Origin of the sequence: Bacillus sp. 22446, from assembly GCF_052044955.1 — a bacterium.
Classification (GTDB): Bacteria; Bacillota; Bacilli; order Bacillales; family Bacillaceae; genus Bacillus; species Bacillus altitudinis.
In genome coordinates this window covers 581486-605143 of the sequence record NZ_JBQEOD010000001.1, presented here as the reverse complement: position 1 = coordinate 605143, position 23658 = coordinate 581486, and the positions used below count along the sequence as shown (strand labels likewise).

Sequence of the window (23658 nt, the reverse complement as noted above, 5' to 3'; positions counted from 1 at the left end):
GGCTCCTAACGGAATGGAGTCGTCTTTTTTGAAAATTTCGTATGAAATGAGAGATGACATTGTTTACAACCTATCATGAAGCCATTGAATGGATTCATAGCAGACTCGCTTTCGGTGTCAAACCGGGACTTGAACGAATGAAATGGCTGATGGACAGACTAGACCATCCTGAACAAAAAATAAAAGCGGTGCATGTAGCTGGAACAAATGGAAAAGGATCAACGATAACATTTACTCGATCCATTTTACAGTCAGCGGGCTATTCAGTTGGAACCTTTACCTCGCCATTTATTTTAACGTTCAATGAACGAATTAGTGTAAATGGGGAGCCGATTTTGGACGATGAGTGGCTGAGTTTGGTGAACGAAATCAAGCCTTTAGTTGATGAATTAGATGATACAGAGCTTGGTGCAGCAACAGAGTTTGAGATCATTACAGCATGTGCGTTTGCTTATTTTGCCCATGTGCACCAAGTAGACTTTGTCCTCTTGGAAACAGGACTTGGCGGAAGACTTGATTCTACAAATGTGGCAGCGCCCATCTTAACAGCAATTACGTCGATTGGTCACGATCATATGGCCATTTTAGGCGACACACTTGATCAGATTGCAGCAGAAAAAGCTGGCATTATTAAAGCTGGGATTCCGATGATCACGGCCGTTCATCAAGCGGATGCTCTTACTGTGATTCAACACAAAGCCGAAGAAAAGAATGCGCCGTTTATCTCGTTACATGATACTTGTACCTTTAAGGACCAGCAGCCGACGGAAACAGGTGAACGCTTCACATTCACTACCCCAAAAAGGGAGTACTCGCAGCTAGAGACAGGGTTAATCGGAACGCATCAAATGCAGAACGCCTCCCTTGCCATTCTACTGATCGAATGGCTGGAGCAAGAAGGATATATCCATGTGCTAAATGAGCAAGTGTATGAAGGAATTCGGCAGGCGGTGTGGGCTGGAAGATTTGAAAAGGTCCAAGATCAGCCTCTTGTTTATTTAGATGGTGCTCATAACGAAGAAGGAATGGACCGTTTAATTGAAACTGTACAAGCTCATTTTTCTAGTAAACAGGTTCATGTATGTTTTAGTGCGTTAAAAGATAAACCTTACAAACAAATGATCGAAAAGCTTGAAAGGATTAGTTCATCGATTCATTTTGTTTCCTTTGACTTTCCAAGAGCTGAGTCAGCGGAAAAGCTTTATGCTTGCAGTCATTTAGAAGCAAAATCGTTTGATGAAGACCCTCGTGCAGTGCTTGACTTCATTCAGAAGAAAAGAGATGACCCTACAGCAATGATTCTGGTGACAGGTTCCCTTTATTTTATCTCAGATGTACGAAGTCGTATTTTACAGTAAGGAAAAGACGCAAATTGCTTCTACGCAATGTGCGTCTTTTTTCTTTTGATATGTAGGAAAGGGGGAAAATCACTTTTTCGCAAGGTGATCAAAGGTGAATCGCTATGGTACAATCTGGTCTATTCTATTTCCGGAAGGAGTCACCTAATTTGATTGATTTTTTTATGTTTTTCACAGGCATGGTCATGGGGTCATTTTTTCATCTTGTTGGTGAGAGGCTTCCAATGAAGCGGTCTATTCTTTTTCCTCGTTCACACTGCGGAGCTTGTAAAGAGCCGCTTTCTTTTCACGACATGCTCCCGCTTGTTTCTTATATTGTATTGAAAGGGTCATGTAAGCATTGTGGAACCCGGCTCTCTTTGCTTTATCCAATGGTTGAGCTGTTGACAGGCGGCCTTTTTTTACTCGTTTATAGACATGCTGGTTTCTCTTTTGAGGGCCTTTTTCTTGTGAGTCTATGTAGTTTATTCGTGATTGCTGTCGTGAGCGATCTTTTTTATATGAGAGTACCCAACGAGCTCTTTCTCTTCTTTTTTCCTCTTTTCGTCATATACCGCACGCTAGAACCGCTTTTTATTTGGTGGGAAGGAGCGGCATCTCTTCTTATTTGTCTTCTTTTGTTTTATAGTTTAGAACATTTCAAGCCAAATAGTATGGGGGGAGCGGATGTCAAACTATTAGGTGTGCTTGCATTTTGCTTCGGATTTAAGCCGTTTCTGATCATTCTTTTTCTTTCGTCTGTCACGGGAATGGTTTACGCAAAGGTGTTTTCTTACAAGGCAAATGAACCCTTTCCTTTTGTTCCTGCCATCGCTTGTTCTTTCTGGTTTTATCTTTTTTGTGGGGATCTGTTAAACCCAATTGGTGATTTTTTCGGATGAGAAAATTGGCGAACACTTTTTGAACCTGCCGACAAAAGTCTTGTTCTTTTTTTTATTGGCTATGTTAAAGTGTGAAACAGAAAGAAGGACGGGTTACATTCGCGCTATTTCATTGGACAGAAAGGTCTTTCTTACAAACAATGTCAGAAAGCGGGGAATGACAGTGAAAAAAAGGCAGGCAAAAAAACAAGGGTTAAAGGTCAATATTAATGGCAAGGAAGAAATGCTGCATGGAGAAGAGCATCAGCCTCAAAAACAGCAAGAGGATCAAGTGACGTTTTCGAACTGGGAGGAAAAGAGGCAGTCGGAACAGGAGACAGCCGCTTCCGGGGAAGAACCGTCTAAACCGAAAGAAGAAGATTTTCAATGGGACGATGCGGCTGATCACATTTACCATTCGGATCCAAAGGTCGTCACACCTTATCAAAAGAAAAAAGGTTCTTTTGACCAGAAGTTCAGTAAAAACCGCGGTCCCTTCAAACGAGTGATGACAACGATTGTGTTTGCAGTCGTTCTAGGGACAGGCCTCGGTGTATTTGCACTAAGTTTAAGTAAAGATGGATCTGCCAATCTATCAGGAGGCGATCATATCAGCGTCTCAGCATCTGGAAGCGGGCCTTCGGCGAAAGCTGGGGGAGATGCTGATCTTGCAGATACGTCAAAGGACAATGAAGGTGAAAAAAGTGCAACAGGTCATTTTTCAACTTTTGTGGTGCAGGCTGGAAAGTTTTCTTCTGAAAAAGGAGCAGATGACTTAGTTGACAGTTTAAAAGAGGCTGGATATGCAGGTAAAAAGGTATCAATGGATGATGGATATTATGTTATTGCCGGACTTGCCACAGAACAAGGCATGACAAGTGCCGTTGGGAAAAAATTGATCGATCAGCATTTTGAAGCATGGGGAGGAAAAGAGCTCTCATTTCAAGTGCCGGATGAGCTGACAGGTTTAATAGAGAAGGCATCTGTCTTATCCTCTAAGGTGATTGCAGGAGAAGATGTGGATCAAAAAGAAGTCACTCAGTTGATTTCTGAGCTTGAAAATGCCAAAACAACCGACGCACCAGCTAAAAGCAGTTTGCTGAAAGCTGTACAGCTTTTAAATGATCCATCTGCTGAAAATGGCTGGAAATCTCAGCAAGCGCTATTAGATCAACTAAATACGTAAAATCATGTTTTTAACAGCCAAACTAGTCAAAAAATGACTAGTTTTTTTCTTTTGCTTCCAACATAATGATGTAGGAACATGAAAATGGCATTTTCGTCAATTGTCGGTAAGATGTTCATTTGATAGGATGAATGGGTATCTTACTTCTTAGGCTAAACCCTGAAAGGATGAACAAACATGAACCAGTTAATACTCGCATCTCAATCACCTAGAAGAAAAGAATTGCTTGATTTAGCAGGGTTTTCTTATGACATTCAAGCAAGTGATTTAAAAGAAGAAATAAATCGAAACCTTTCTCCTGCTGAGAACGTCCAATGGTTGGCAGAACAAAAAGCAAATGATATTCAAAAAATACATCCCAAAGCTGTGATCATTGGTGCAGATACAATTGTTGCAATTGATGGCAAATGTCTTGGAAAGCCAAAAGACAAGGAAGATGCAGCCTCAATGCTTCAATTATTGTCAGGTAAGACACATCAAGTCTTGACTGGTGTCACGATTCAATCAGAGAATAGAAAAGAAACATTTTATGAACAGACAGACGTGACATTTTGGCCGCTTACACAAGATGAAATAGACCGCTATATTGAAACCGGTGAGCCTCTTGATAAAGCTGGAAGCTACGGCATTCAAGGAAAAGGTGCCCTGTTTGTACAAAAAATAGACGGTGATTATTTTTCCGTTGTAGGACTCCCTATTGCTAAAACAGTCAGAGTGCTTGAAACATTTGGTATCACCCCTTTTTGATGACGGGAAGGAATCAAAAAAGGAGTGTAGATCTTGAATCATTTCCCTATGCTGCTGAAGCATTTTCCTCATGATGAAAAGCCGCGCGAACGATTTGTCAAATATGGTCCAAGCAGCTTATCAAACCATGAACTTGTCGCGATTCTTTTGAGAACAGGCACAAAAAAGGAATCAGTTCTTCAAGTGTCCGCAAGACTTTTGCAAACATTTGGTGGTCTTCGTTCTGTGAAGGAAGCTTCGATTGAAGAACTGTCAAAGATTCGAGGAGTTGGAAAAGCGAAGGCGATCTCTCTTTTAGCTGCTTTAGAACTCGGCACTAGATTACACCATCAAACGACGGACAATCGTTATGTGATCCGCACACCGGAAGATGGTGCGAATTTTGTGATGGAAGATATGAGATTTTTGACGCAGGAGAATTTCGTTTGTCTTTATCTCAATACCAAAAATCAAGTTCTTCATAAACATACTGTGTTTATCGGAAGTCTAAATTCGTCGATTGTTCACCCGCGCGAAATTTTTAAAGAGGCCTTTAAACGTTCGGCCGCTTCATTTATATGTGTGCACAACCATCCATCTGGAGATCCGACGCCCAGCAGGGAAGATATTGAAGTCACACAGCGACTTTTTGAATGTGGGAAGCTGATTGGAATACAGCTGCTTGATCATCTAGTGATCGGTGATCAAAAATTTGTGAGTTTGAAGGAAAAAGGGTATTTGTAACACTTTTTTTTTCAATGTTTTACGATATAATAGAGTTTATGAGTTTTTCCCTAAAGGGAATTTTGGTTTAAGAAAGGAAGATACATACATATGTTTGGAATTGGTACAAAAGACCTTGGAATAGATCTTGGAACAGCGAATACGCTTGTTTTTATTAAAGGAAAAGGCATTGTTGTGAGAGAACCTTCGGTCGTAGCTTTGGAAACTGATACGAAGTCTATAGTGGCGGTTGGAAATGACGCTAGAAACATGATCGGTCGTACACCTGGTAATGTTGTGGCACTGCGCCCAATGAAAGACGGAGTCATTGCAGACTACGAGACGACAGCAACAATGATGAAATATTACATTAATCAAGCATTAAAAGGTAAAGGGCTTTTTGCTCGTAAACCGTACGTGATGGTGTGTGTACCATCTGGTATTACAGCAGTAGAAGAGCGTGCTGTCATTGATGCAACAAGACAAGCTGGTGCTCGTGACGCATACCCTATTGAAGAGCCATTTGCTGCGGCAATCGGTGCTAACCTTCCTGTATGGGAGCCAACTGGAAGCATGGTTGTAGATATTGGCGGCGGTACAACAGAAGTAGCCATTATTTCACTTGGCGGTATTGTGACATCTCAATCAATCCGTGTTGCAGGAGACGAGATGGATGATGCGATCAGCAGCTACATTCGTAAAACGTATAATCTTATGATTGGTGATCGCACGTCAGAAGCGATTAAAATGGAAATCGGTTCTGCGCAGCCTGACGTACATGATGAGATGGACATTCGCGGCCGTGACCTTTTAACAGGTCTGCCAAAAACGATCTCTATTACGGCAGAAGAAATTGCAAAAGCGCTTCGCGATACGGTGGAAACAATTGTCGATGCGGTCAAAATGACACTTGAAAAAACGCCACCTGAGCTGGCAGCAGATATTATGGACCGTGGAATCGTTTTAACAGGCGGTGGTGCATTGCTGCGTAATCTTGACAAAGTCATTAGTGATGAAACAAAAATGCCGGTCATTATTGCTGAAGATCCGCTTGACTGTGTGGCGATCGGAACAGGGAAAGCACTAGAACATATTCACTTGTTCAAAGGAAAATCTAAAGATAATCGATAAATTGGGCGTAAATAAAGAGGTGTAAGACATGCCGCAGTTTTTTATGAATAAAAGATTAATGTTGCTCCTTGTCTGTGTCATCGTACTGGTGGCCATGATTGGTTTTTCAGTGAAAAGCGGCAGAGGTGCTTCATGGCCGGAAAAATTAGTGGGGGATACGACAGGCTTTTTTCAAGGTGTCTTTCATAAACCATCACAATTTATTGCCGGTATTTATGGAAACGTACAAGACTTAAAGAACACATATGATGAAAACGAGCGTCTTCGAAAAAAACTTGATGGACAAACCCAATATGAGGCGAAACTTCAAGAACTAGAAGATGAGAACAAAAAGCTTCGCAAGCAGCTCGGATATGTGAACTCTATTCGTGACTACACGCCCATTCTTTCAACAGTCATTGCGAGAAACCCGTCCCTTTGGGATAGTTTTGTCATGATTGATAAAGGGAAAAAACAAGGCGTTGAAAAAGATATGGCGGTCACCAATGAGAGTGGTGCGTTAATTGGGAAAATTGAAAGTGATAAGCTCAACAATTTTACGTCGACTGTAAGGTTGCTAAGCTCTACAGATCAAAATAATAGAATTTCAACGAAAATTTTTGCGAAAAAGGGCAAAGAAGAACTCAATGGAATTATTAACGGTTATGACAGCAAGAAAAAAATGCTGACAATGAACATTTTAAAATCCGATGCTGATGGGGATGTCAAAAAAGGAGATCTTGTTGAAACATCTGGAGCAGGGGGCGTATTCCCGCAGGGCTTGACGATTGGAAAGGTAAGCGAAATTGAGCCGGACCATTACGGACTGACAAAGATTATTTATGTAGAACCAGCTGCTGAACTCAATAATTTAGATCGCGTGATTGTTGTGAATCGCAGCACAAGTACGGCAGATGCATCTCAATTAACGAAGGAGGAAGGCTCGTGAAACGTGTCCTTCTTGCTTTCGTCATGTTGTTTATTTTCGTATTTGACAGTATTTTTGTCGATTTAGTGAAGCTCCCATTTGTTTCAGATAATCAAATTTTAGCACCTCATTTCATCTTACTCGCACTTGTATTTATGACAGCTTTTGTGAATCAAAAATATGGTGTGGTTTATGGATTTATCTTTGGACTTTTATATGATATTTCGTATACAGGTATTCTTGGTGTTCATATGTTTGGCTTTGGTGCGCTCTGCTATTTGTTAGCAAAAGCCTTCAAAGTCCTCCAAACGAATATGTTAGTCGTTGTCTTTCTATCGATGATTGCTGTTGCAGTGATGGAGTTTTATGTGTACGGCGTTCAAGCGACGGTTCAACCAGGTATTATGCCTTTTAATACGTATGTCATCGAACGCTTTATTCCAACGATTCTTTTAAATACTGCTGCGTCTCTCATACTTGTTGTGCCGCTTAGGCTCTTTTTCATCAATGTGAAACAAGGACTGATCGACGAATAAAAGCAGGAGTTTGTCCAATTACGGCGAAATGAGTATGTTGTTGAGGTGAGCATCTTGAAAACTCAAAAACAGCAGTATGTGACAATAAAAGGTACAAAAAACGGATTAACATTACAGTTAAATGATGACTGTTCGTTTGAAGACCTTCTTTCTGGCTTGCGAGAGGTTCTTTTACTTGAGCAATATACAGATGGAAGAGAAGGACATAAAGTCAATGTGCATATTAAACTTGGTTTTCGATATTTAACAGAGGATCAAGAGGCGCGTTTAACTGAAGCGGTGTCTGAAAATGAACATCTCGTCATTCACTCTATTGAAAGTGACGTCATGTCAACTGAAGAGGCGAGACGTTTAAAAGCAGAGGCTGAGATTACTTCTGTAGCAAAAATTGTACGCTCTGGACAGGTGCTTTATGTCGAAGGGGATCTTTTATTAATAGGAGATGTCAACCCTGGCGGCACCATTCGTGCAGGGGGGAATATTTTTGTGCTCGGTGCATTAAAAGGTGTAGCGCATGCTGGATGTAATGGAAACAAACAAGCTGTGATTGCGGCATCTCATATGATTCCAACCCAGCTTCGTATCGCACAGGTGTTTAACCGTGCACCGGATCAAAAAGAAGATGGAAATGAAATGGAATGTGCTTATTTAGATATAGATGGCAATATGATCATTGAACGCCTGCAGCAATTGGCTCATATAAGACCTAATCTGACAAGGCTTGAGGGAGGAATGTGAAATTGGGCGAGGCTATTGTGATTACCTCAGGAAAAGGCGGCGTTGGCAAAACAACAACATCTGCAAACTTAGGCACAGCACTAGCAATTCAAGGAAAAAAAGTGTGTCTAGTTGATACCGACATCGGCCTTCGGAATTTAGATGTCGTGATGGGGCTTGAAAACCGCATTATTTATGATCTAGTCGATGTAGTAGAAGGAAGATGCAAGATTCACCAAGCGCTTGTGAAGGATAAGCGGTTCGAGGATCTGTTGTATCTTTTACCTGCTGCTCAAACAAGCGATAAAACGGCGGTAGAGCCGGAGCAGATCAAAGAATTAATTCAATCATTGAAACAAGACTTTGATTATGTTGTCATTGATTGCCCTGCTGGAATTGAGCAAGGCTTTAAAAATGCTGTATCAGGTGCTGACAAAGCAATTGTGGTCACGACACCTGAAATCTCAGCTGTGAGAGATGCAGACCGAATTATCGGCTTGCTGGAACAAGAGGATATTGAACCGCCTCGTTTGATTGTGAACCGCATTCGTACACACATGGCGAAAAATGGCGATTCGATGGATGTGGATGAAGTTGTTCATCATTTATCAATTGATCTTCTCGGCATTGTAGCCGATGATGATGATGTCATTAAGGCTTCAAACAATGGTGAACCGATTGTCATGGATGCTAAAAATAAAGTTTCCATTGCGTATCGCAATATTGCTCGCCGCGTACTAGGTGAATCTGTTCCTCTTCAATCCTTTGAAGAAGAAAACAAAGGGATGTTTGCAAAGCTGAAAGCATTTTTCGGTGTAAGAGCATAATGATTCACGTGAGATGAGACCGATTCGATGAGAATCGGTCTTTTTGTTGCATATCATATGAGGTCGCCACATAAAATGTACAAACTGTTTGTATGTAAAGGGTGATCTTATGAAAAGAGTGGACGAGTATCGAAAGAAAATAGCGCAGCGCCGCAAAATGAAGCAGCCAGCTGCTGCCCCTAAGAAGGCAGCTTTCAAGAAGAAAGATGATATTCCACCATGGGTCATGTTAACAGAAGAAGAAAAGCATTCTGGCTCGGCTTCCTACGAGTCAACGTCTCATCAGCCGAAAAAATTTCGCCATCCGTTATTTCATTCAAATACATTTGTGCTTAAATGTTTACTTTCTGCCTCTCTAGTACTGATTGCCGCTATTTCATTTAAAGGACAGGCGGGGCCTTTTCAGCAGCTGAAGCCGATGATCAGTCAAACCTTTGAGCAAGATTTTCAATTTGCCGCCGCCAATCGGTGGTTTGAAAAGACTGTCGGAAACCCACTTGCCTTTTTAACCGATAAAAAAGAAGGACAAAAGGACGTACAAGCCAATCAAGAGCTGGCTGTCCCTGCGTCTGGAAAAGTGCAGGAATCCTTTACGCAAAACGGTGCCGGAGTGAAAGTTGAAACATCTGCTGAAGCCATCGATAGTATGAAAGAAGGCTATGTCGTAGAAGTGAAAAAGAAAAGTGATACGGGGCTCACAGTCGTGGTGCAGCATGCAGATAACAGCTACAGCTGGTACGGCCAACTAAAAGAAGCTGATGTGGCTTTATACGATTTTGTCGATAAAGGGGAAAAAATTGGTCAAATTGCGCTTGATGAACAAGGCAAGGGGACATATTACTTCGCCATTAAGCAAAATGAACAGTTTATTGATCCCATTCAGGTGATGACCTTTGAATAGATGGCTGCTCATGCTGACAAAGGTCCATGTTCACCCGCTCCTTTGGATAGTCATGGCATTTGCCATGCTATCAGGTCAAATTAAGCCGTTGCTTTGTCTGCTCATCATCGTCTGTGTCCATGAGCTTGGACATGCAGCGGCTGCTTGTTATTATCACTGGCGGATTCGGCGGATTTTTTTACTGCCATTTGGCGGGGCGGTAGAAGTAGAAGAGCATGGGAACCGTCCGCTAAAAGAAGAGTTGGCGGTCATTTTATGCGGACCGCTTCAGCATGTCCCGCTCCAGCTCGTCGCCTGGCTTCTCATGGAAGCCTCACTTATCTCATATGACGTCTTTACGATGTTTACTTTTTATAATGTAGCGATTTTTTTAGTGAACCTTTTGCCCATTTGGCCACTTGATGGCGGGAAATTATTCTTTTTGCTCTTATCTGTTTTTTACCCTTTCCAACAGGCACATGCCCTTGCAATAAAAGGCTCTCTCATTTTTTTCGGTCTTTTGACAGCAGGGTTACTCTGTTTTGCTCCGCTGCAATTCAACGGCTGGATCCTGCTCACTTTTTTAGCCTACTCGCTTGTGATGGAGCACCGGCAGCGGCATTATATCAGGGTACGTTTTTTACTAGAACGTTATTACGGTAAAAAAGAGCAAAAGGTAGAGAAACTCATTCCGCTGAGAGCCGGTGCTGAGGAGAAAATATATGAAGTGATGGCGCGATTCCAAAGGGGCTGTAAGCATCCCATTATTATCGAACGGAATGGTGTGAAAATGAGCCAGCTCGATGAAAATGAATTGCTCCATGCTTATTTTTCAGATCGAAGAACCACCTCTTCCATGGAAGATCTTCTTTTGCCGTACTAATGGTGAAAATACATTGACATTCAGCGTCTAATTTGATATATTTTTTAATGTTATGGATATGTAGCACCCGTGCTACAACCGCGCGGAGCAGGTGTAAAGTGCCTATTGGCCCCCTGTATTCGGCGAGTCTGAGTTTATTAGGAGGTGCAGAGATGTACGCAATTATCGAAACTGGTGGTAAACAAGTAAAAGTTGAAGAAGGTCAAACTGTTTATGTTGAAAAACTAGCTGCTGAAGCAGGTGAAACAGTTACTTTCGAAAACGTATTGTTTGTCGGCGGAGACACTGTCAAAGTGGGTAACCCTTCAGTTGCTGGAGCAACAGTAACGGCTAAAGTTGAAAAACAAGGTCGTGGTAAGAAAATTACTGTGTTCAAGTACAAACCGAAGAAAAACAACCACAAAAAACAAGGTCATCGTCAACCTTACACTAAAGTTGTTATCGAAAAAATCAACGCTTAAGGCGTGTGAGTGATATGATCAAAGCAACCATTACTCGGTCGCCAGCAGATGAAAGCATTACGTCTTTTCAGATGACTGGACATGCCGAGTTTGCTGAAAAAGGTCAGGATCTCGTTTGTGCAGGTGTATCTGCTGTTGTTTTCGGGTCAGTCAATTCAATTATTGCACTGACAGGAATGGATCCACTGCTTGATATTGGAGATGAAGGCGGGTATTTCTCTTTTGAACTGCCAGCTGATACAGATCCAGTCACCTTTGAAAAAGCCCAGTTGCTTTTAGAAGGCATGGTCGTTTCCTTAGAAACAATTGAACGAGATTATCACGATTATGTGAGAATATCTACAAAAAAATAGGAGGTGAACTTCATGCTTAGATTAGATCTTCAATTTTTCGCATCTAAAAAAGGGGTAGGTTCTACAAAGAACGGACGTGACTCTGAGTCTAAACGTTTAGGCGCTAAACGTGCTGATGGTCAATTCGTAACTGGTGGTTCTATCCTTTATCGTCAACGTGGAACGAAAATCTATCCAGGTGAAAACGTTGGACGCGGAGGCGACGACACTCTTTTCGCTAAAATCGACGGAACAGTTAAATTCGAACGTTTCGGTCGTGACCGTAAAAAAGTGAGCGTATATCCTGCGGCACAATAATTGCTAAAAACTCCGGTCATTGACTGGAGTTTTTTTCACTATTCAGGGAGCTTTTGCGCTTTTTACAAGTAGTACCGAAGATGATAAAAGAAGATGCACTCCATAGAATATCAAAGAATGTTTGCTGACTTTGCCTCATTTTCTCCTATACGATCAGAAAAAACAACCTTTCCTCACATAACTAGTGTTTTTCTAAGCTGTCTTCTCTGTTATAATTCAGGGAGACATATTGATGATAAGACTCCTAAAAGAGAGACCAAACGATTGGGAGTGCGATAATGGAAGAGATACCAAGTAAACAAAACGAAAAATTAACTCACGTTGCATTAACGAATGAATTGATCCATTTGCTTAGTCGTTCAAGACACGACTGGATGAATAAATTGCAGTTAATCAAAGGCAACTTGACATTAGAAAAATATGACCGAGTGTTCGAAATAATAGAAGAAATGGTCATTGAAGCACAGCATGAATCCAAACTCTCAAATTTAAAAATTCCCCAATTGGCCTATTACTTTCTAACCTTTAATTGGGAGTCGCATTTTATCACCCTAGAATATGAAGTGCTTGGTGAAACCCGAGACTTATCAGCATATGAATCGCAGCTGCTAACGGTATCACGGGAGTTGTTTTCGATATTCGATCAATCAGTTTGCCAAAAAACTGAAAATCATTTAACGGTCACTTTCCAAACGGATCATGAAGAGAATGATGTGATCTTATATTTTGATTTCAAAGGAAAATTAACAAGTTTGGATGCGTTAAATGCGTTTCATGACGCAAACTATCCATGTATGAGTATAACGCAATTTCATGTGACGAATCACGAGTCCATGATTGAGCTTTGTTTGAGGCAAGAACGAGATATGTGATGCAGAGAAACGGAGGAAGTTATGTTTGTAGATCAGGTTAAAGTGTATGTTAAAGGCGGTGACGGCGGAAACGGTATGGTGGCGTTCCGTCGTGAAAAATATGTGCCAAAAGGCGGGCCAGCAGGCGGCGACGGCGGAAATGGTGCAGATGTAGTATTTGAAGTAGACGAAGGACTCAGAACGTTAATGGACTTTCGTTATAAGCGTCATTTCAAGGCGGACCGCGGTGAGCATGGAATGAGTAAAAACCAGCATGGCCGAAATGCGGAAGAAATGATTGTTAAAGTTCCGCCGGGTACAGTTGTGACAGATGCTGAGACGGAACAAGTACTAGCTGACTTGACAGAGCATGGACAGCGGGCTGTGATTGCCAAAGGTGGACGTGGCGGACGTGGAAATTCACGCTTCGCAACACCAGCAAACCCTGCACCACAGCTGTCTGAAAACGGTGAGCCAGGTAAAGAACGTGACGTCATCTTAGAATTAAAAGTACTTGCAGATGTTGGACTTGTTGGTTTCCCAAGTGTCGGGAAGTCAACACTGCTTTCGATTGTCTCTTCTGCGAAACCAAAAATTGCGGATTATCATTTTACAACGCTTGTGCCAAACCTCGGAGTTGTTGAAACAGACGATAACCGAAGCTTTGTCATGGCGGATCTGCCAGGACTGATCGAAGGAGCGCACGAAGGTGTTGGCTTAGGTCATCAATTTTTACGCCACATTGAACGTACACGTGTCATTGTCCATGTCATTGATATGTCTGGACTTGAAGGACGTGACCCATACGAAGATTACGTGACGATTAACGAAGAGCTTGAGCAATACAATATGAGATTGACAGAGCGTCCGCAAATCATTGTAGCGAACAAAATGGACATGCCGGATGCAGCTGACAATCTAGCGGCATTTAAAGAAAAATTAACAGATGACTATAAAGTGTTCCCAATTAGTGCGATCACAAGAGAAGGGCTTCGTGAGCTCTTATTTGAAATCGCCAATCAGCTTGAAACAACACCGGAATTCCCGCTCTACAATGAAGAAGAGCTCTCTGATAACCGTGTGATGTACAAGTTTGATGAAGGAGAAGCAGCATTTGAGATCTCAAGAGATCCTGATGGTACGTTTGTCTTAACTGGTAAAGCACTTGAGCGACTGTTTAAAATGACAGATTTTTCAAGAGACGAGTCAGTGAAACGATTCTCTAGACAGCTGCGCGGAATGGGCGTTGATGATGCCCTGCGTGAACGTGGTGCAAAAGATGGAGACATTATTCGTCTGCTGGAATTTGAATTTGAATTTATCGATTGATCAAAAGGAGGGTCCAGTTCATGGGCTCTCCCGTTTTTAAAAGGGGAGAAAACAGGTGAAAGAAGAAACGTTCTATTTAGTAAGAGAGGATGTACTTCCGGATGCGATGCGAAAAACGCTTGAAGTCAAAAAGCTTCTCGATCGCAAAAAAGCGGATTCAGTTGCCGATGCTGTTCAAAAAGCGGATTTAAGCCGCAGTGCTTTTTATAAATATCGAGATGCTGTTTTTCCATTTTATACGATGGTCAAAGAGCAGATCATCACATTGTTTTTCCACCTGGAGGATCGGTCTGGGGCTCTGTCTAGGCTGCTGCAAATTGTGGCTGACTCTGGCTGTAATGTGTTATCCATTCACCAAACGATTCCGCTGCAAGGAAGAGCGAATGTTACCCTGTCGATCAGTACTGCCGGCATGGCAGATGATATCAATACAGTCATGAATCAATTAAGAAAACTTGAATTTGTCGAAAAAGTTGAAATTCTAGGTTCTGGGGCGTAAAAGGAGAGATCATAGCAAATGAAGCAATTAACGGTAGGTTACTTTGGACCAGAGGCCACATTTACTCATTTGGCTGTCTGTTCTTGTTTTCCAAAAGAAGCAGAGCAACGGGCTTATGCAACCATTCCGCAATGTATGGATGCCGTGTCAAAGGGAGAAGTAGATTTGGCGGTCGTTCCACTTGAAAATGCACTCGAAGGATCTGTGAACTTAACGATTGATTATTTAATTCATGAGGACGCTTTGTCCATTGTGGGCGAAATGACAGCACCGATTCGCCAGCACCTGCTTGTCCATCCATCGAGAGCGGAGAGCTGGGAGACATTAGATGTGATTCAGTCACATCCGCACGCCATTGCGCAGTGTCATCAATTTTTGAAGAGGCAGTTCCCTGATATTCCGCATCGGCCAGTGGAATCAACAGGCTATGCAGCAAAATACATCAGTGAGCATCCAGATGAAGCTGTTGGTGCGATTGCGAATGAAATCGCCGCAAAAACGTACGGATTGACGATTGCGAAAAAAGACATTCATGATTATCCGCACAATCATACACGTTTTGTTATTTTACATAAAGAGGCGAAGGCATCGTTCCCAATGAACTCTGGTTTTTCTTCAAAGCCAAAAACGACCATTGTTGTCAGCCTGCCAAAGGATGATCAGTCAGGTGCATTGCACCGCGTGTTATCAGCTTTTTCATGGCGGAATCTCAATTTGTCCAAAATTGAATCGCGTCCGACAAAAACAGGCCTTGGACACTATTTATTTATCATTGATATCGAAAAAGAGATGGATGATGTACTTGTCCCTGGCGCCATTCAAGAATTAGAAGCGATTGGCTGTGAAGTGAAATTACTCGGCAGCTATCAAACATATGAATTAACGAATGAAAAATAGTGTCCTCTTGGGGACACTATTTTTTTAGTCTTTAATGAGAAATCCAGCGTCATCAAGCGCTTGAATGGCTTGGTCAAGCTGCTTTTGGCTGTATGAAGTAAGGGTATGTAAGTGTACGCCGTCTGTCAGCTCTGATAAGTAGGAGGCGCCCGTATTAGAAATATGATGAACGAAGTCAGCCACTTGTTTGCGCGTACTCACTCGAATAGAGGCCGTCAGCTCCCCGTAGACAGGGTGCTCAATGATCACGTCTTTCACCGTTACACCGTAGTCTACAATCAGTGTCAGCTCCTCTTCTGTACGATGAGGATCGTGCTTGCAAGCGATAATCTGTTCAATTTCAGTTTCCGGTGTATGCTGTGCCATATACACATAGCCTTGGCTTGTAGCAATAATGGGTTCGTTTTTTGCTTTTAGTAATGAAATATCTTGTACAATGACTTGTCGTGAGACAGCGGCTTTTTTAGCTAAAAAACTTCCGGTGAGTGGTGTATCAGTCTCTTGTAGCCACTTTAAAATGGCGTTTCTTCTTTCTTCGCCAATGAGTTTTCTCTCTTGTTCCACGTTTTATGCTCCTTTCTTCTCCTTTTGCAAGCTTTCAAATGTATGCAAAAGCTGATCGATGTCATCCTTTGATGATCCTCGTCCAAATGATAGTCGAATGAATTGAAGGGCATCACGATCTGATACATGTAATGCCTTCACAGCAGGGGAAGGGTGGTGATAACCAGAAGCGCACGCACTTCCTGTGGATATACAAATCCCATGCCGGTTACAAGCTAACATTACATATTGTCCTTCAAACCCTTCAAAAAAACAACCAATAATATGAGGCAGCGTGCGGCGCTGGTCACTTTCTTGCAGCATGCGGACAGGCAGCTTCCGTTTTTTTAGCTGCTGAAGAAAATAATCACGAAGCTGAATATCCAGCTGCTGCTGTTGATCTATTTTCAACATGATTTGCTCGCTCGCGGCAACAAAAGCACCGATGCATGGAACGTTCACTGTCCCTGGGCGTAGACCATTTTCCTGTACAGTATCTTTATATATAGGCTTCCAAGGGACATGTGCCCCCATATAGACAGCACCGGCGCCCTTAGGTGCATACACTTTATGACTCGAAATGGAGAGGGCATCAACCCCAAGTTCTTTAATCGACACATGCATTTTTCCGAATGTCTGCACTGCATCTGTATGAAAAAGAATATCTCTTTCTTTTAAGAGCGTTGCTAATTCAGCTAATGGCTGAATAATCCCAGTTTCTGAGTTGGCATGCTGGATGGATACTAGTCCGGTTTCAGGCAATAGAGCCTGTTTGAGAATCTCCTTTGTGATGATTCCTTCTTGATTCGGTTCTATGAACGTCACCTTCACACCGAGACGCTGCAAGGCATTGACCGCATGATGAACGGAAGGGTGCTCTACTGATGTGGTAATGACATGCTGTTTATGTGGAGGTAGCCCATTTATGATCGATTGAATCGCAAGGATATTGGATTCAGTTCCGCCACTTGTAAAGTAAATACCATCAGGTTCGCCTCCAAGAATCGCTGCAAGTGATTGTCTGCTGTAAGCCAAGATTTCATTTGCTCTTCCTCCTGCATCATGCAGGCTGCTCGCATTTCCGTAACATTCTTTGCTCAACTGCTGAAATACATGCAGTGATTCCTCAGAAACAGGTGTAGAAGCTGCATAATCTAAATAAATCAAATCCATCCATCTCCTGTGTGAAAATTTTTTCTTGTATTTATTGTAGTGTTATGTAATGATATGTGTCAAGACAGGTGTAAATGACAGGAGGGGCGATTGTGTCATCTATCAAAAAAGTCATTGTGGTGGGGTCGGGCATTGCGGCTCTTTCCTTTGTGAATACGATCTCAGAGAACTGCCAAGTCATCATGATGACAAAAAAACAATTTTCCTCTAGTAATTCCATGCTTGCACAAGGGGGAATCGCTGCAGCCTTTTCCGTACATGATTCTGTCGATCAGCATGTGCAAGACACTTTAGCTGCGGGGTGTGGTCACAATGATGACAAAACTGTACAGGAGATCGTCCGTCATGGAAAAGATCTTGTAAAGAAGCTCGTAGAAGAGGGCTGCCCATTTGATCGAGATGAAACGGGAATTCCGCAGTTAGGTAAAGAGGGAGCCCATACGACCCATCGTATTCTGCATGCAGGAGGAGATCAAACGGGAAAAACCCTCGTGCAGTTTTTGAAAGAGAAGCTCGGCTCACACATTCATGTATACGAAAACCATCATGTCATGGATCTATTAGTTCATGAAGGGATATGTACCGGTGTTGTGTGGAAAGACGAAAAAGGTCATGTACATACAATGACCGCAGATGCAGTTGTATTATCCACTGGCGGCTGTGGATCCTTATATGAAACAAACACAAATGATCCGTCTGTGACAGGAGATGGTCTGATGATGGCCTATCGCGCAGGGGCACAGCTAGTAGATCTCGAATTTGTGCAATTCCATCCGACCCTTTTGACCACTTCAGGTAAAGCGATCGGTCTCGTATCAGAGGCAGTCAGAGGAGAGGGCGCCTATTTAGAAGATGAATTAGGCAGGCGGATCATGAAAGGAATCCACCCGCAGAGCGATTTAGCGCCTAGAGATGTGGTGGCAAGGACCATTTTCCATGAGCAGCAACTCGGTCATTCCATTTATCTGAACATCCGTGATATTCCGCGTTTTTCTGCACGTTTTCCTGCGATTGCTTCGATGTGTCAGCGTGCGGGAGTTGATATGGCAAGCGGAAGGCTGCCAGTTTCACCCGGTATGCACTTTTTAATGGGTGGAATTAAGGTGAATGAACATGGAGAAACAACAGTTCCATCACTTTTCGCCATTGGTGAAGCAGCTTGTACAGGTTTACACGGCGCCAATCGACTGGCAAGTAATTCGCTCTTAGAAGGTCTCGTTTTAGGAAACAAGGCGGCACGGTATGTTGAGCGGTTGCAAGCCCAGCAAGATAAAAACCCTGCTCTTTCCATTCAAGAAGTATGGTCTGTCCCAACGGTTTCACAGGCTCAGCTCAGAAAATGGATGACAGCATATGCCGCAATTGTGAGAGATGAGAAAGGCTTACAGACTTTGCTCGATCATTTAGAACAAGTCTCTTTTCAGCAAATTAATGTGAAGAATATCACAAATGAACAGATCGAAATAACTAATCAATGGGCTTTAGCCATATGCCTTGTCAAATCCGCATTACTCAGAACAGAAAGTAGGGGCGGTCATTATCGCACCGATTATCCAAATCGGCACGATGCTTCGTGGCGAGCAAAACAGATTGTACATGAACAGGGTCATATTTATATCGTAAAAAATGAAAGGATTGGTGCCAAATGGAACGTTTACAGTTAAAGCAAATGCTCACTCATTTTTTAAAAGAAGATATTGGGTTTGGAGATGTATCCGCTGATGCCATCTTTGGAGACAAGAAAGGAACAGCTTACATCATGGCGAAACAATCAGGCGTATTGGCCGGGACGCAAGTTATTGATATGGGATACAAACTGCTGAATGAACAAGTTCAAACTGAGCTGTTCTTCCAAGAAGGTGATTGGATTCATGAAGGGGCTGTACTGGCACAAATAACAGGCCCCGTCAACGACTTGCTGAAAGGGGAGCGGGTGGTGTTGAATATCCTGCAAAGAATGACAGGGATTGCTACACTAACGCATGAAGCAGTAGAGCGATTAGCTGATCCATCTATTACGATTTGTGATACGAGAAAGACGACACCCGGTTTGCGAATGCTGGAGAAGTACGCAGTAAAAGTCGGAGGCGGAAAGAATCATCGTTTCGGCTTATCCGATGGGGTGATGATTAAAGATAATCATATTGCGGCTTGTGGTTCTATCAGGGAAGCTGTGGAGAAAGCAAGAGCATACGCCGGTCATATGGTGAAAATTGAAGTGGAAATTGAATCAGAAGCACAGCTGATGGAAGCCATTGATGCCAAAGCAGATGTCATCATGTTTGACAACTGCTCTCCTGACGAAGTGAAGCGCTTTATACAAATGACCCCTGAAACCATATTGACAGAGGCATCAGGCGGTATCACGTTGGAGAATGTGGCTAACTACCGGGGGACAGGTGTAGACCTTATTTCACTTGGATTCCTCACACATTCTGCTCCATCATTCGATTTTAGTATGAATATGGAATTCAGCCATAAAGGGGGAACGACTCATGTCCATGCTTGATGTGTTAGCAGCGCAGCATACAGTCGTGATGCCAGATGAATATAAACAGCGCTCTTATGATGAAATGAAAGAGAGAGTATTAGAGATTAAACGCGCCTTTGGATCAAAGCTTTTTATACCAGGTCATCATTATCAAAAAGATGAAGTCATCCAATTTGCTGATGTGACAGGTGATTCATTGCAGCTTGCACAAATTGCTGCTGACAATCACGAAGCAGAATACATTGTATTTTGCGGGGTTCATTTTATGGCAGAAACGGCCGATATGCTATCAAAAAAGAATCAGCACGTCTTTTTGCCAGATATGAGAGCAGGTTGTTCAATGGCAGATATGGCGAATATGAAACAAACAGACAGGGCGTGGGATAAGCTCACTGAGCTGTTTGGAGATACGATCCTTCCGCTGACTTATGTAAACTCAACGGCTGATATTAAAGCATTTGTCGGCAAACATGGCGGATCGACTGTCACATCTTCAAACGCTAAAAAAGTATTGGAGTGGGCGCTGACCCAAAAAGAGCGGATTCTTTTTCTTCCTGATCAGCATTTAGGGCGTAATACGGCCTATGATTTAGGGATTCCGCTAGAGGAAATGGCTGTCTGGGATCAAATAGAAGAAAAGCTCATCACCGACCAACCGCTTCATCGAATCAAAATGATTTTATGGAAAGGTCATTGCTCTGTTCATGAGAAATTTACCATTGAGAATATTGAACAAACGAGAAAACGAGACCGTGACATACAGATTCTTGTTCATCCAGAGTGTACGCATGAAGTCGTAAAGGCATCTGATCTAGCTGGTTCAACGAAATTTATTATCGATACGATCAAGCAGGCACCAGCAGGAAGCAAGTGGGCCATTGGAACAGAAATGAATTTAGTGAAACGCATCATTGACCAGCACCCTGACAAACAAATCGAATCCCTTAATCCAGATATGTGTCCATGTTTGACAATGAACCGTATTGATCTGCCTCATCTACTATGGTCACTTGAAAGCATTGAAAAAGGGGAGCCGGTCGGTTTGATTCAAGTGAATGAAGAGACGACAAAAGAGGCATTGCTCGCTTTAAATAAGATGCTCACCATTAAATAATGAAGTGTCCCCTCCTATCAGAAAACAAGTTTTTATCATATCGGCTTGTAAATAGGCATAAATTTATGTTGAAACATATTGTACTTCTGACATAACCGCTACGTTCACGTTTTGCATAGGAGGGGAAAACGTTGAAAATTCATATTGTGCAAAAAGGAGACTCCCTTTGGAAAATTTCAAAGAAGTACGGAGTCGACTTTCAAGAATTGAAAAAATTAAATTCGCAGCTCAGTAATCCAGATTTGATCATGCCAGGAATGAAAATCAAAATTCCATCTAGTGGTGTTCCTGTGAAAACCGATCATCACAAAGCAAAAGAAATGCCAAAAGCAAAAGAACACCCGTATGTAAAAGAAAAGCCAAAGGATGTCGTGCAAGTTCAAGATACGAAGCCGAAGGAAAAGCCGAATGAACCGGTACCTTATGTGCCACCAGTACCAAAGATTGAACAGCCAGTTTTTCCACAAGTTGATGTAAACTATTATCAGACGAATCTCTACCAGCCATTCACGCCTCCTCCCAAAAAAGAACATCATGAGAAAAAAGATCACGTTCATGAAAAGAAAGATCATGTTCATGAGAAAAAGGATCATAAAGATCACAAGGACCATTTTCATCATGAAAATAAGGATCATTTCAAAGATGAAGTGGCAAAGGGATATGATCCATTCATTCATATCCCACATCAAAAAGAGGAGGGAAAAGAAATGGAACATAGTAATTACCCAAACCTTCCTAATTTCCCGCAAATGCCGAATGTTGGAGGGGCAGCAGTAGGGGGCATGGCTGAAAATAAAGAGCATCACCACCATCATCAAGAGTCATATGATCCTTATTATGGTTATGGTCATTACATGCCAGCAATGTATCCATATCCGCAGCAAATGGTACCCGCTTCTCCTATTTTACCGGGATCAGGCCTTTGTTATCCGGTACAGCCGTATTATCACCATCACATGATGCCGTACCCTTACCCGGCGGCTCAGCCTTATTATCCTGCGTATCAAGCACCGGCTTATTACGGTGAACATCATGAGCATCATGCAAACGATGGGCATCACTGGCACCACCATATGCATCCAAATGCAGGCGCAAATGCCAATGCAAATGCCAATGCCAATGCCAATGCCAATCAAGGCTTTTATCCAAACGCTCCAAACGCTCCAAATGAAGCATATGGCAAGGAAGACTGCGGATGCGATGATGGGATGAAGCATCATCAACCATGGCCTGGACATTATCCAAACCCTGTTCCATATGGTCAAATGGGTGCTTATCCAGCACAGCCTTATATGCAGCAGCCTTATCAAAACCCATCTGTCTTTGCAAGACCAGAAGAAGACGAAGAAGATTAATGACACAAGGGACGATCTCAATCGTTCCTTTTTTTGTTTATAACTGACAGCTTGTTTTTGTCCTCAACTGTACATGCTAATACAGAGCCTGTTTTGCGCTCATGAGATTCAATTTGTACAGGGGGTTTTTCGTTTGAGACAAAAATGGCAAAAAACAATCGCCTTAGTGCTTTTACCTATTGGATTAACGGCATGTGGTACAAATAACAATGCGGGTGTAGATACACGACATAATCAATCAGGTCAGCCAGTTGGATACCACTCCAATCAACAGGCAACAGACAACAATCAAGATCATCAAGGACCGGTTTCTGAGCTTATGGAGGGAATGAACGGAAGAAATACAACGAATGTTGATTATCGTTCACGCCCTACACAGGATCAAGTGAGAATGCCGCTTACTGGTGGAGATGGACGCTACAGTCATGGAGATATGAACTATCATAACCAAATGTCGTTCTCTGGCTACGATAAACAAGAGAACATCCAGCGTTCAAGAAAAATCGCCAACCGAGTGAACAAAATGAACCATGTGACAGACTCACAAGTTATGGTGACGGATGAAAATGTGTATATTGCTCTTAAAACAGATGGGCGCTTGACATCAGAGGGTGTATCACAAGTAGAAGAAGCAGCGACTCGTTATGCAGATGGTAGAGCTGTCCAAGTCATTAAAGACGAAGGCGCATTTACACGCTTCAGAGATATGAGAAAAACGCAATTTGAAACAGGTCAGACAGGCATGACCCGATAAGCTGGAATAAAAAAGGCTAAAGTTCATGACGAACTTTAGCCTTTCTTTAAAAATAAACTTTGATCCCGATATAAAATTCATAAAAGAAATAACAGCCAAATCCAAGTAATAAAATACCGGCAATAATGGATGTCCACTTAATCATGGTTCGGTTCATCACTTTTCTTGTTAGGGAAACAATCGAGAGAAGACCGATGTCATGAAGAAGAATTCCTGCCAAAATACCCGCAGCAGCCAATATAAATTCAGATGAATTTGTATTTTTATAAGCATCTGCCAGTACAGCACCAAACACAGATACCCAGAACACAAGGTTTCCAGGGGATACCGCGACGAGCAGCCCATTTCGGTATGTTTTAGCGAATGATTTATTCACTTTTTCTCCTGCTAAATGGATGTCTTGATCCGCATTTTTAATCGAATCGTAGGCAAGAATCATTAAAAAGATGGCACCGATCAGCCAGAGCGGAATTTGGATAAAGGGCAAAGATAAAAATTGAGCAAATCCAGCATATAAAGCCAAGATGAGCAATATATCGATGGTCATACCACCAGCGCCTACAGTTAATCCATGAAAGAATCCGTTTTTTAATCCCTGCTTTGTCATTTCAACCGTGATCGCTCCAACAGGTAGAGCAATTGAGAATCCAACGACGATAAATGTAAGAAATGTTTGCAATCGACTAGAACTTCCTTTGAATCATGTTTGTATAAAAATTCTCCGTTTAGATTAATTATACATAATAGGAGAAAAGGATCAATGATTATTTCTGATTTAATCGAAATGAGAGAGATAGATCGTGTATA

General features: G+C 42.2%; 27 protein-coding genes and 1 other annotated feature. Of the genes, 24 read left to right on the top strand and 3 right to left on the bottom strand.

Features of this window, described 5'->3' with window-relative positions:
* Positions 1-53 precede the first annotated feature (53 nt).
* The 19 genes from ACTJJD_RS03280 (at position 54) to pheA (ending at position 15421) form a co-directional block, all read left to right on the top strand.
* Positions 54-1358: a bifunctional folylpolyglutamate synthase/dihydrofolate synthase gene (locus ACTJJD_RS03280; RefSeq protein ID WP_440608102.1), complete on the top strand. Its 1305-nt coding sequence runs from the start codon at positions 54-56 to the stop codon at positions 1356-1358.
* Positions 1359-1507: 149 nt separating this feature from the next.
* Entirely contained in the window at positions 1508-2239 is a 732-nt protein-coding gene (locus ACTJJD_RS03275; RefSeq protein WP_440608101.1) for a prepilin peptidase, read from the top strand.
* Positions 2220-3404 (top strand): SPOR domain-containing protein, encoded by a 1185-nt coding sequence (locus ACTJJD_RS03270; RefSeq protein ID WP_440608100.1) that lies wholly within the window; start codon positions 2220-2222, stop codon positions 3402-3404. The genes ACTJJD_RS03275 and ACTJJD_RS03270 overlap by 20 nt, the downstream gene beginning before the upstream one ends.
* Before the next feature lie 177 nt (positions 3405-3581).
* Positions 3582-4151 (top strand): Maf family protein, encoded by a 570-nt coding sequence (locus tag ACTJJD_RS03265; protein ID WP_007501543.1) that lies wholly within the window; start codon positions 3582-3584, stop codon positions 4149-4151.
* A gap of 48 nt (positions 4152-4199) precedes the next feature.
* Positions 4200-4874: a RadC family protein gene (gene radC, locus ACTJJD_RS03260; RefSeq protein WP_026050121.1), complete on the top strand. Its 675-nt coding sequence runs from the start codon at positions 4200-4202 to the stop codon at positions 4872-4874.
* Positions 4875-4964: 90 nt separating this feature from the next.
* Positions 4965-5984, top strand: coding sequence for a rod shape-determining protein (locus ACTJJD_RS03255; protein WP_007501538.1), 1020 nt, complete (start codon positions 4965-4967; stop codon positions 5982-5984).
* Between the two features lie 28 nt (positions 5985-6012).
* Positions 6013-6912: a rod shape-determining protein MreC gene (gene mreC, locus ACTJJD_RS03250; protein ID WP_007501536.1), complete on the top strand. Its 900-nt coding sequence runs from the start codon at positions 6013-6015 to the stop codon at positions 6910-6912.
* A complete protein-coding gene (gene mreD, locus ACTJJD_RS03245) occupies positions 6909-7427 on the top strand; it encodes a rod shape-determining protein MreD (protein WP_440608099.1) in 519 nt (172 codons plus the stop codon). Before mreC ends, mreD begins: the two co-directional genes overlap by 4 nt.
* Positions 7428-7481: 54 nt before the next feature.
* Entirely contained in the window at positions 7482-8165 is a 684-nt protein-coding gene (gene minC / locus ACTJJD_RS03240) for a septum site-determining protein MinC (protein ID WP_007501533.1), read from the top strand.
* 2 nt (positions 8166-8167) lie between these two features.
* Complete coding sequence (minD, locus tag ACTJJD_RS03235) at positions 8168-8971, top strand: septum site-determining protein MinD (RefSeq protein ID WP_017358134.1); 804 nt, start codon at positions 8168-8170, stop codon at positions 8969-8971.
* 109 nt (positions 8972-9080) lie between these two features.
* A complete protein-coding gene (locus ACTJJD_RS03230) occupies positions 9081-9872 on the top strand; it encodes a M23 family metallopeptidase (RefSeq protein WP_039167025.1) in 792 nt (263 codons plus the stop codon).
* Positions 9865-10734, top strand: coding sequence for a M50 family metallopeptidase (locus tag ACTJJD_RS03225; RefSeq protein ID WP_041506793.1), 870 nt, complete (start codon positions 9865-9867; stop codon positions 10732-10734). Before ACTJJD_RS03230 ends, ACTJJD_RS03225 begins: the two co-directional genes overlap by 8 nt.
* 66 nt (positions 10735-10800) lie before the next feature.
* Positions 10801-10874, top strand: a sequence feature (ribosomal protein L21 leader region).
* 12 nt (positions 10875-10886) lie between these two features.
* Positions 10887-11195, top strand: a complete 309-nt coding sequence (gene rplU, locus ACTJJD_RS03220; protein ID WP_003216781.1) for a 50S ribosomal protein L21 — start codon at positions 10887-10889, stop codon at positions 11193-11195.
* A 14-nt stretch (positions 11196-11209) separates the two neighbouring features.
* Positions 11210-11548 carry a ribosomal-processing cysteine protease Prp gene (locus tag ACTJJD_RS03215; RefSeq protein ID WP_007501524.1) on the top strand — a complete coding sequence of 113 codons (339 nt, stop codon included), beginning with the start codon at positions 11210-11212 and terminating at the stop codon, positions 11546-11548.
* A 12-nt stretch (positions 11549-11560) separates the two neighbouring features.
* Positions 11561-11845 (top strand): 50S ribosomal protein L27, encoded by a 285-nt coding sequence (gene rpmA, locus ACTJJD_RS03210; protein ID WP_003216586.1) that lies wholly within the window; start codon positions 11561-11563, stop codon positions 11843-11845.
* A 278-nt stretch (positions 11846-12123) separates the two neighbouring features.
* Complete coding sequence (locus ACTJJD_RS03205; protein ID WP_007501522.1) at positions 12124-12717, top strand: sporulation initiation phosphotransferase B; 594 nt, start codon at positions 12124-12126, stop codon at positions 12715-12717.
* A gap of 21 nt (positions 12718-12738) precedes the next feature.
* On the top strand, positions 12739-14025 hold the full coding sequence (gene obgE / locus ACTJJD_RS03200) for a GTPase ObgE (RefSeq protein WP_007501521.1): 1287 nt from the start codon (positions 12739-12741) through the stop codon (positions 14023-14025).
* Positions 14026-14080: 55 nt separating this feature from the next.
* Complete coding sequence (locus tag ACTJJD_RS03195; protein ID WP_008342790.1) at positions 14081-14524, top strand: ACT domain-containing protein; 444 nt, start codon at positions 14081-14083, stop codon at positions 14522-14524.
* An 18-nt stretch (positions 14525-14542) separates the two neighbouring features.
* Positions 14543-15421 carry a prephenate dehydratase gene (pheA, locus tag ACTJJD_RS03190; protein WP_039167032.1) on the top strand — a complete coding sequence of 293 codons (879 nt, stop codon included), beginning with the start codon at positions 14543-14545 and terminating at the stop codon, positions 15419-15421.
* Between the two features lie 24 nt (positions 15422-15445).
* On the opposite strand, the gene ACTJJD_RS03185 is transcribed toward pheA, so the two are convergent.
* Positions 15446-15985: a transcription repressor NadR gene (locus ACTJJD_RS03185; protein WP_017358132.1), complete on the bottom strand. Its 540-nt coding sequence runs from the start codon at positions 15983-15985 to the stop codon at positions 15446-15448.
* A gap of 3 nt (positions 15986-15988) precedes the next feature.
* Entirely contained in the window at positions 15989-17137 is a 1149-nt protein-coding gene (locus ACTJJD_RS03180) for an IscS subfamily cysteine desulfurase (protein WP_440608098.1), read from the bottom strand.
* 92 nt (positions 17138-17229) lie between these two features.
* Between ACTJJD_RS03180 and nadB the strand changes: the two genes are divergently transcribed.
* The 5 genes from nadB to ACTJJD_RS03155 all read left to right on the top strand — a co-directional run bounded on the left by nadB (position 17230) and on the right by ACTJJD_RS03155 (position 22851).
* Complete coding sequence (nadB, locus tag ACTJJD_RS03175) at positions 17230-18801, top strand: L-aspartate oxidase (protein ID WP_440608097.1); 1572 nt, start codon at positions 17230-17232, stop codon at positions 18799-18801.
* Positions 18783-19646: a carboxylating nicotinate-nucleotide diphosphorylase gene (gene nadC, locus ACTJJD_RS03170; protein ID WP_440608096.1), complete on the top strand. Its 864-nt coding sequence runs from the start codon at positions 18783-18785 to the stop codon at positions 19644-19646. The genes nadB and nadC overlap by 19 nt, the downstream gene beginning before the upstream one ends.
* Positions 19633-20742 carry a quinolinate synthase NadA gene (gene nadA / locus ACTJJD_RS03165; protein ID WP_440608095.1) on the top strand — a complete coding sequence of 370 codons (1110 nt, stop codon included), beginning with the start codon at positions 19633-19635 and terminating at the stop codon, positions 20740-20742. Before nadC ends, nadA begins: the two co-directional genes overlap by 14 nt.
* A gap of 131 nt (positions 20743-20873) precedes the next feature.
* Positions 20874-22097, top strand: a complete 1224-nt coding sequence (safA, locus tag ACTJJD_RS03160; protein ID WP_440608094.1) for a SafA/ExsA family spore coat assembly protein — start codon at positions 20874-20876, stop codon at positions 22095-22097.
* 133 nt (positions 22098-22230) lie between these two features.
* Entirely contained in the window at positions 22231-22851 is a 621-nt protein-coding gene (locus ACTJJD_RS03155) for a YhcN/YlaJ family sporulation lipoprotein (RefSeq protein ID WP_017367717.1), read from the top strand.
* A 46-nt stretch (positions 22852-22897) separates the two neighbouring features.
* On the opposite strand, the gene ACTJJD_RS03150 is transcribed toward ACTJJD_RS03155, so the two are convergent.
* Positions 22898-23530 carry a LysE family transporter gene (locus ACTJJD_RS03150; protein WP_440608093.1) on the bottom strand — a complete coding sequence of 211 codons (633 nt, stop codon included), beginning with the start codon at positions 23528-23530 and terminating at the stop codon, positions 22898-22900.
* Positions 23531-23658: the final 128 nt, after the last annotated feature.

Excerpts from the sequence above, each read along its gene's own strand:
- ACTJJD_RS03230 (WP_039167025.1), top strand. The coding sequence starts at position 9,081 with ATGAAAAGAGTGGACGAGTATCGAAAGAAAATAGCGCAGCGCCGCAAA.
- radC (WP_026050121.1), top strand. The coding sequence starts at position 4,200 with ATGCTGCTGAAGCATTTTCCTCATGATGAAAAGCCGCGCGAACGATTT.
- ACTJJD_RS03215 (WP_007501524.1), top strand. The coding sequence starts at position 11,210 with ATGATCAAAGCAACCATTACTCGGTCGCCAGCAGATGAAAGCATTACG.
- nadC (WP_440608096.1), top strand. The coding sequence starts at position 18,783 with ATGGAACGTTTACAGTTAAAGCAAATGCTCACTCATTTTTTAAAAGAA.
- obgE (WP_007501521.1), top strand. The coding sequence starts at position 12,739 with ATGTTTGTAGATCAGGTTAAAGTGTATGTTAAAGGCGGTGACGGCGGA.
- ACTJJD_RS03265 (WP_007501543.1), top strand. The coding sequence starts at position 3,582 with ATGAACCAGTTAATACTCGCATCTCAATCACCTAGAAGAAAAGAATTG.
- mreC (WP_007501536.1), top strand. The coding sequence starts at position 6,013 with ATGCCGCAGTTTTTTATGAATAAAAGATTAATGTTGCTCCTTGTCTGT.
- rpmA (WP_003216586.1), top strand. The coding sequence starts at position 11,561 with ATGCTTAGATTAGATCTTCAATTTTTCGCATCTAAAAAAGGGGTAGGT.
- pheA (WP_039167032.1), top strand. The coding sequence starts at position 14,543 with ATGAAGCAATTAACGGTAGGTTACTTTGGACCAGAGGCCACATTTACT.
- ACTJJD_RS03180 (WP_440608098.1), bottom strand. The coding sequence starts at position 17,137 with ATGGATTTGATTTATTTAGATTATGCAGCTTCTACACCTGTTTCTGAG.
- ACTJJD_RS03280 (WP_440608102.1), top strand. The coding sequence starts at position 54 with ATGACATTGTTTACAACCTATCATGAAGCCATTGAATGGATTCATAGC.
- ACTJJD_RS03255 (WP_007501538.1), top strand. The coding sequence starts at position 4,965 with ATGTTTGGAATTGGTACAAAAGACCTTGGAATAGATCTTGGAACAGCG.
- ACTJJD_RS03205 (WP_007501522.1), top strand. The coding sequence starts at position 12,124 with ATGGAAGAGATACCAAGTAAACAAAACGAAAAATTAACTCACGTTGCA.
- rplU (WP_003216781.1), top strand. The coding sequence starts at position 10,887 with ATGTACGCAATTATCGAAACTGGTGGTAAACAAGTAAAAGTTGAAGAA.
- nadA (WP_440608095.1), top strand. The coding sequence starts at position 19,633 with ATGTCCATGCTTGATGTGTTAGCAGCGCAGCATACAGTCGTGATGCCA.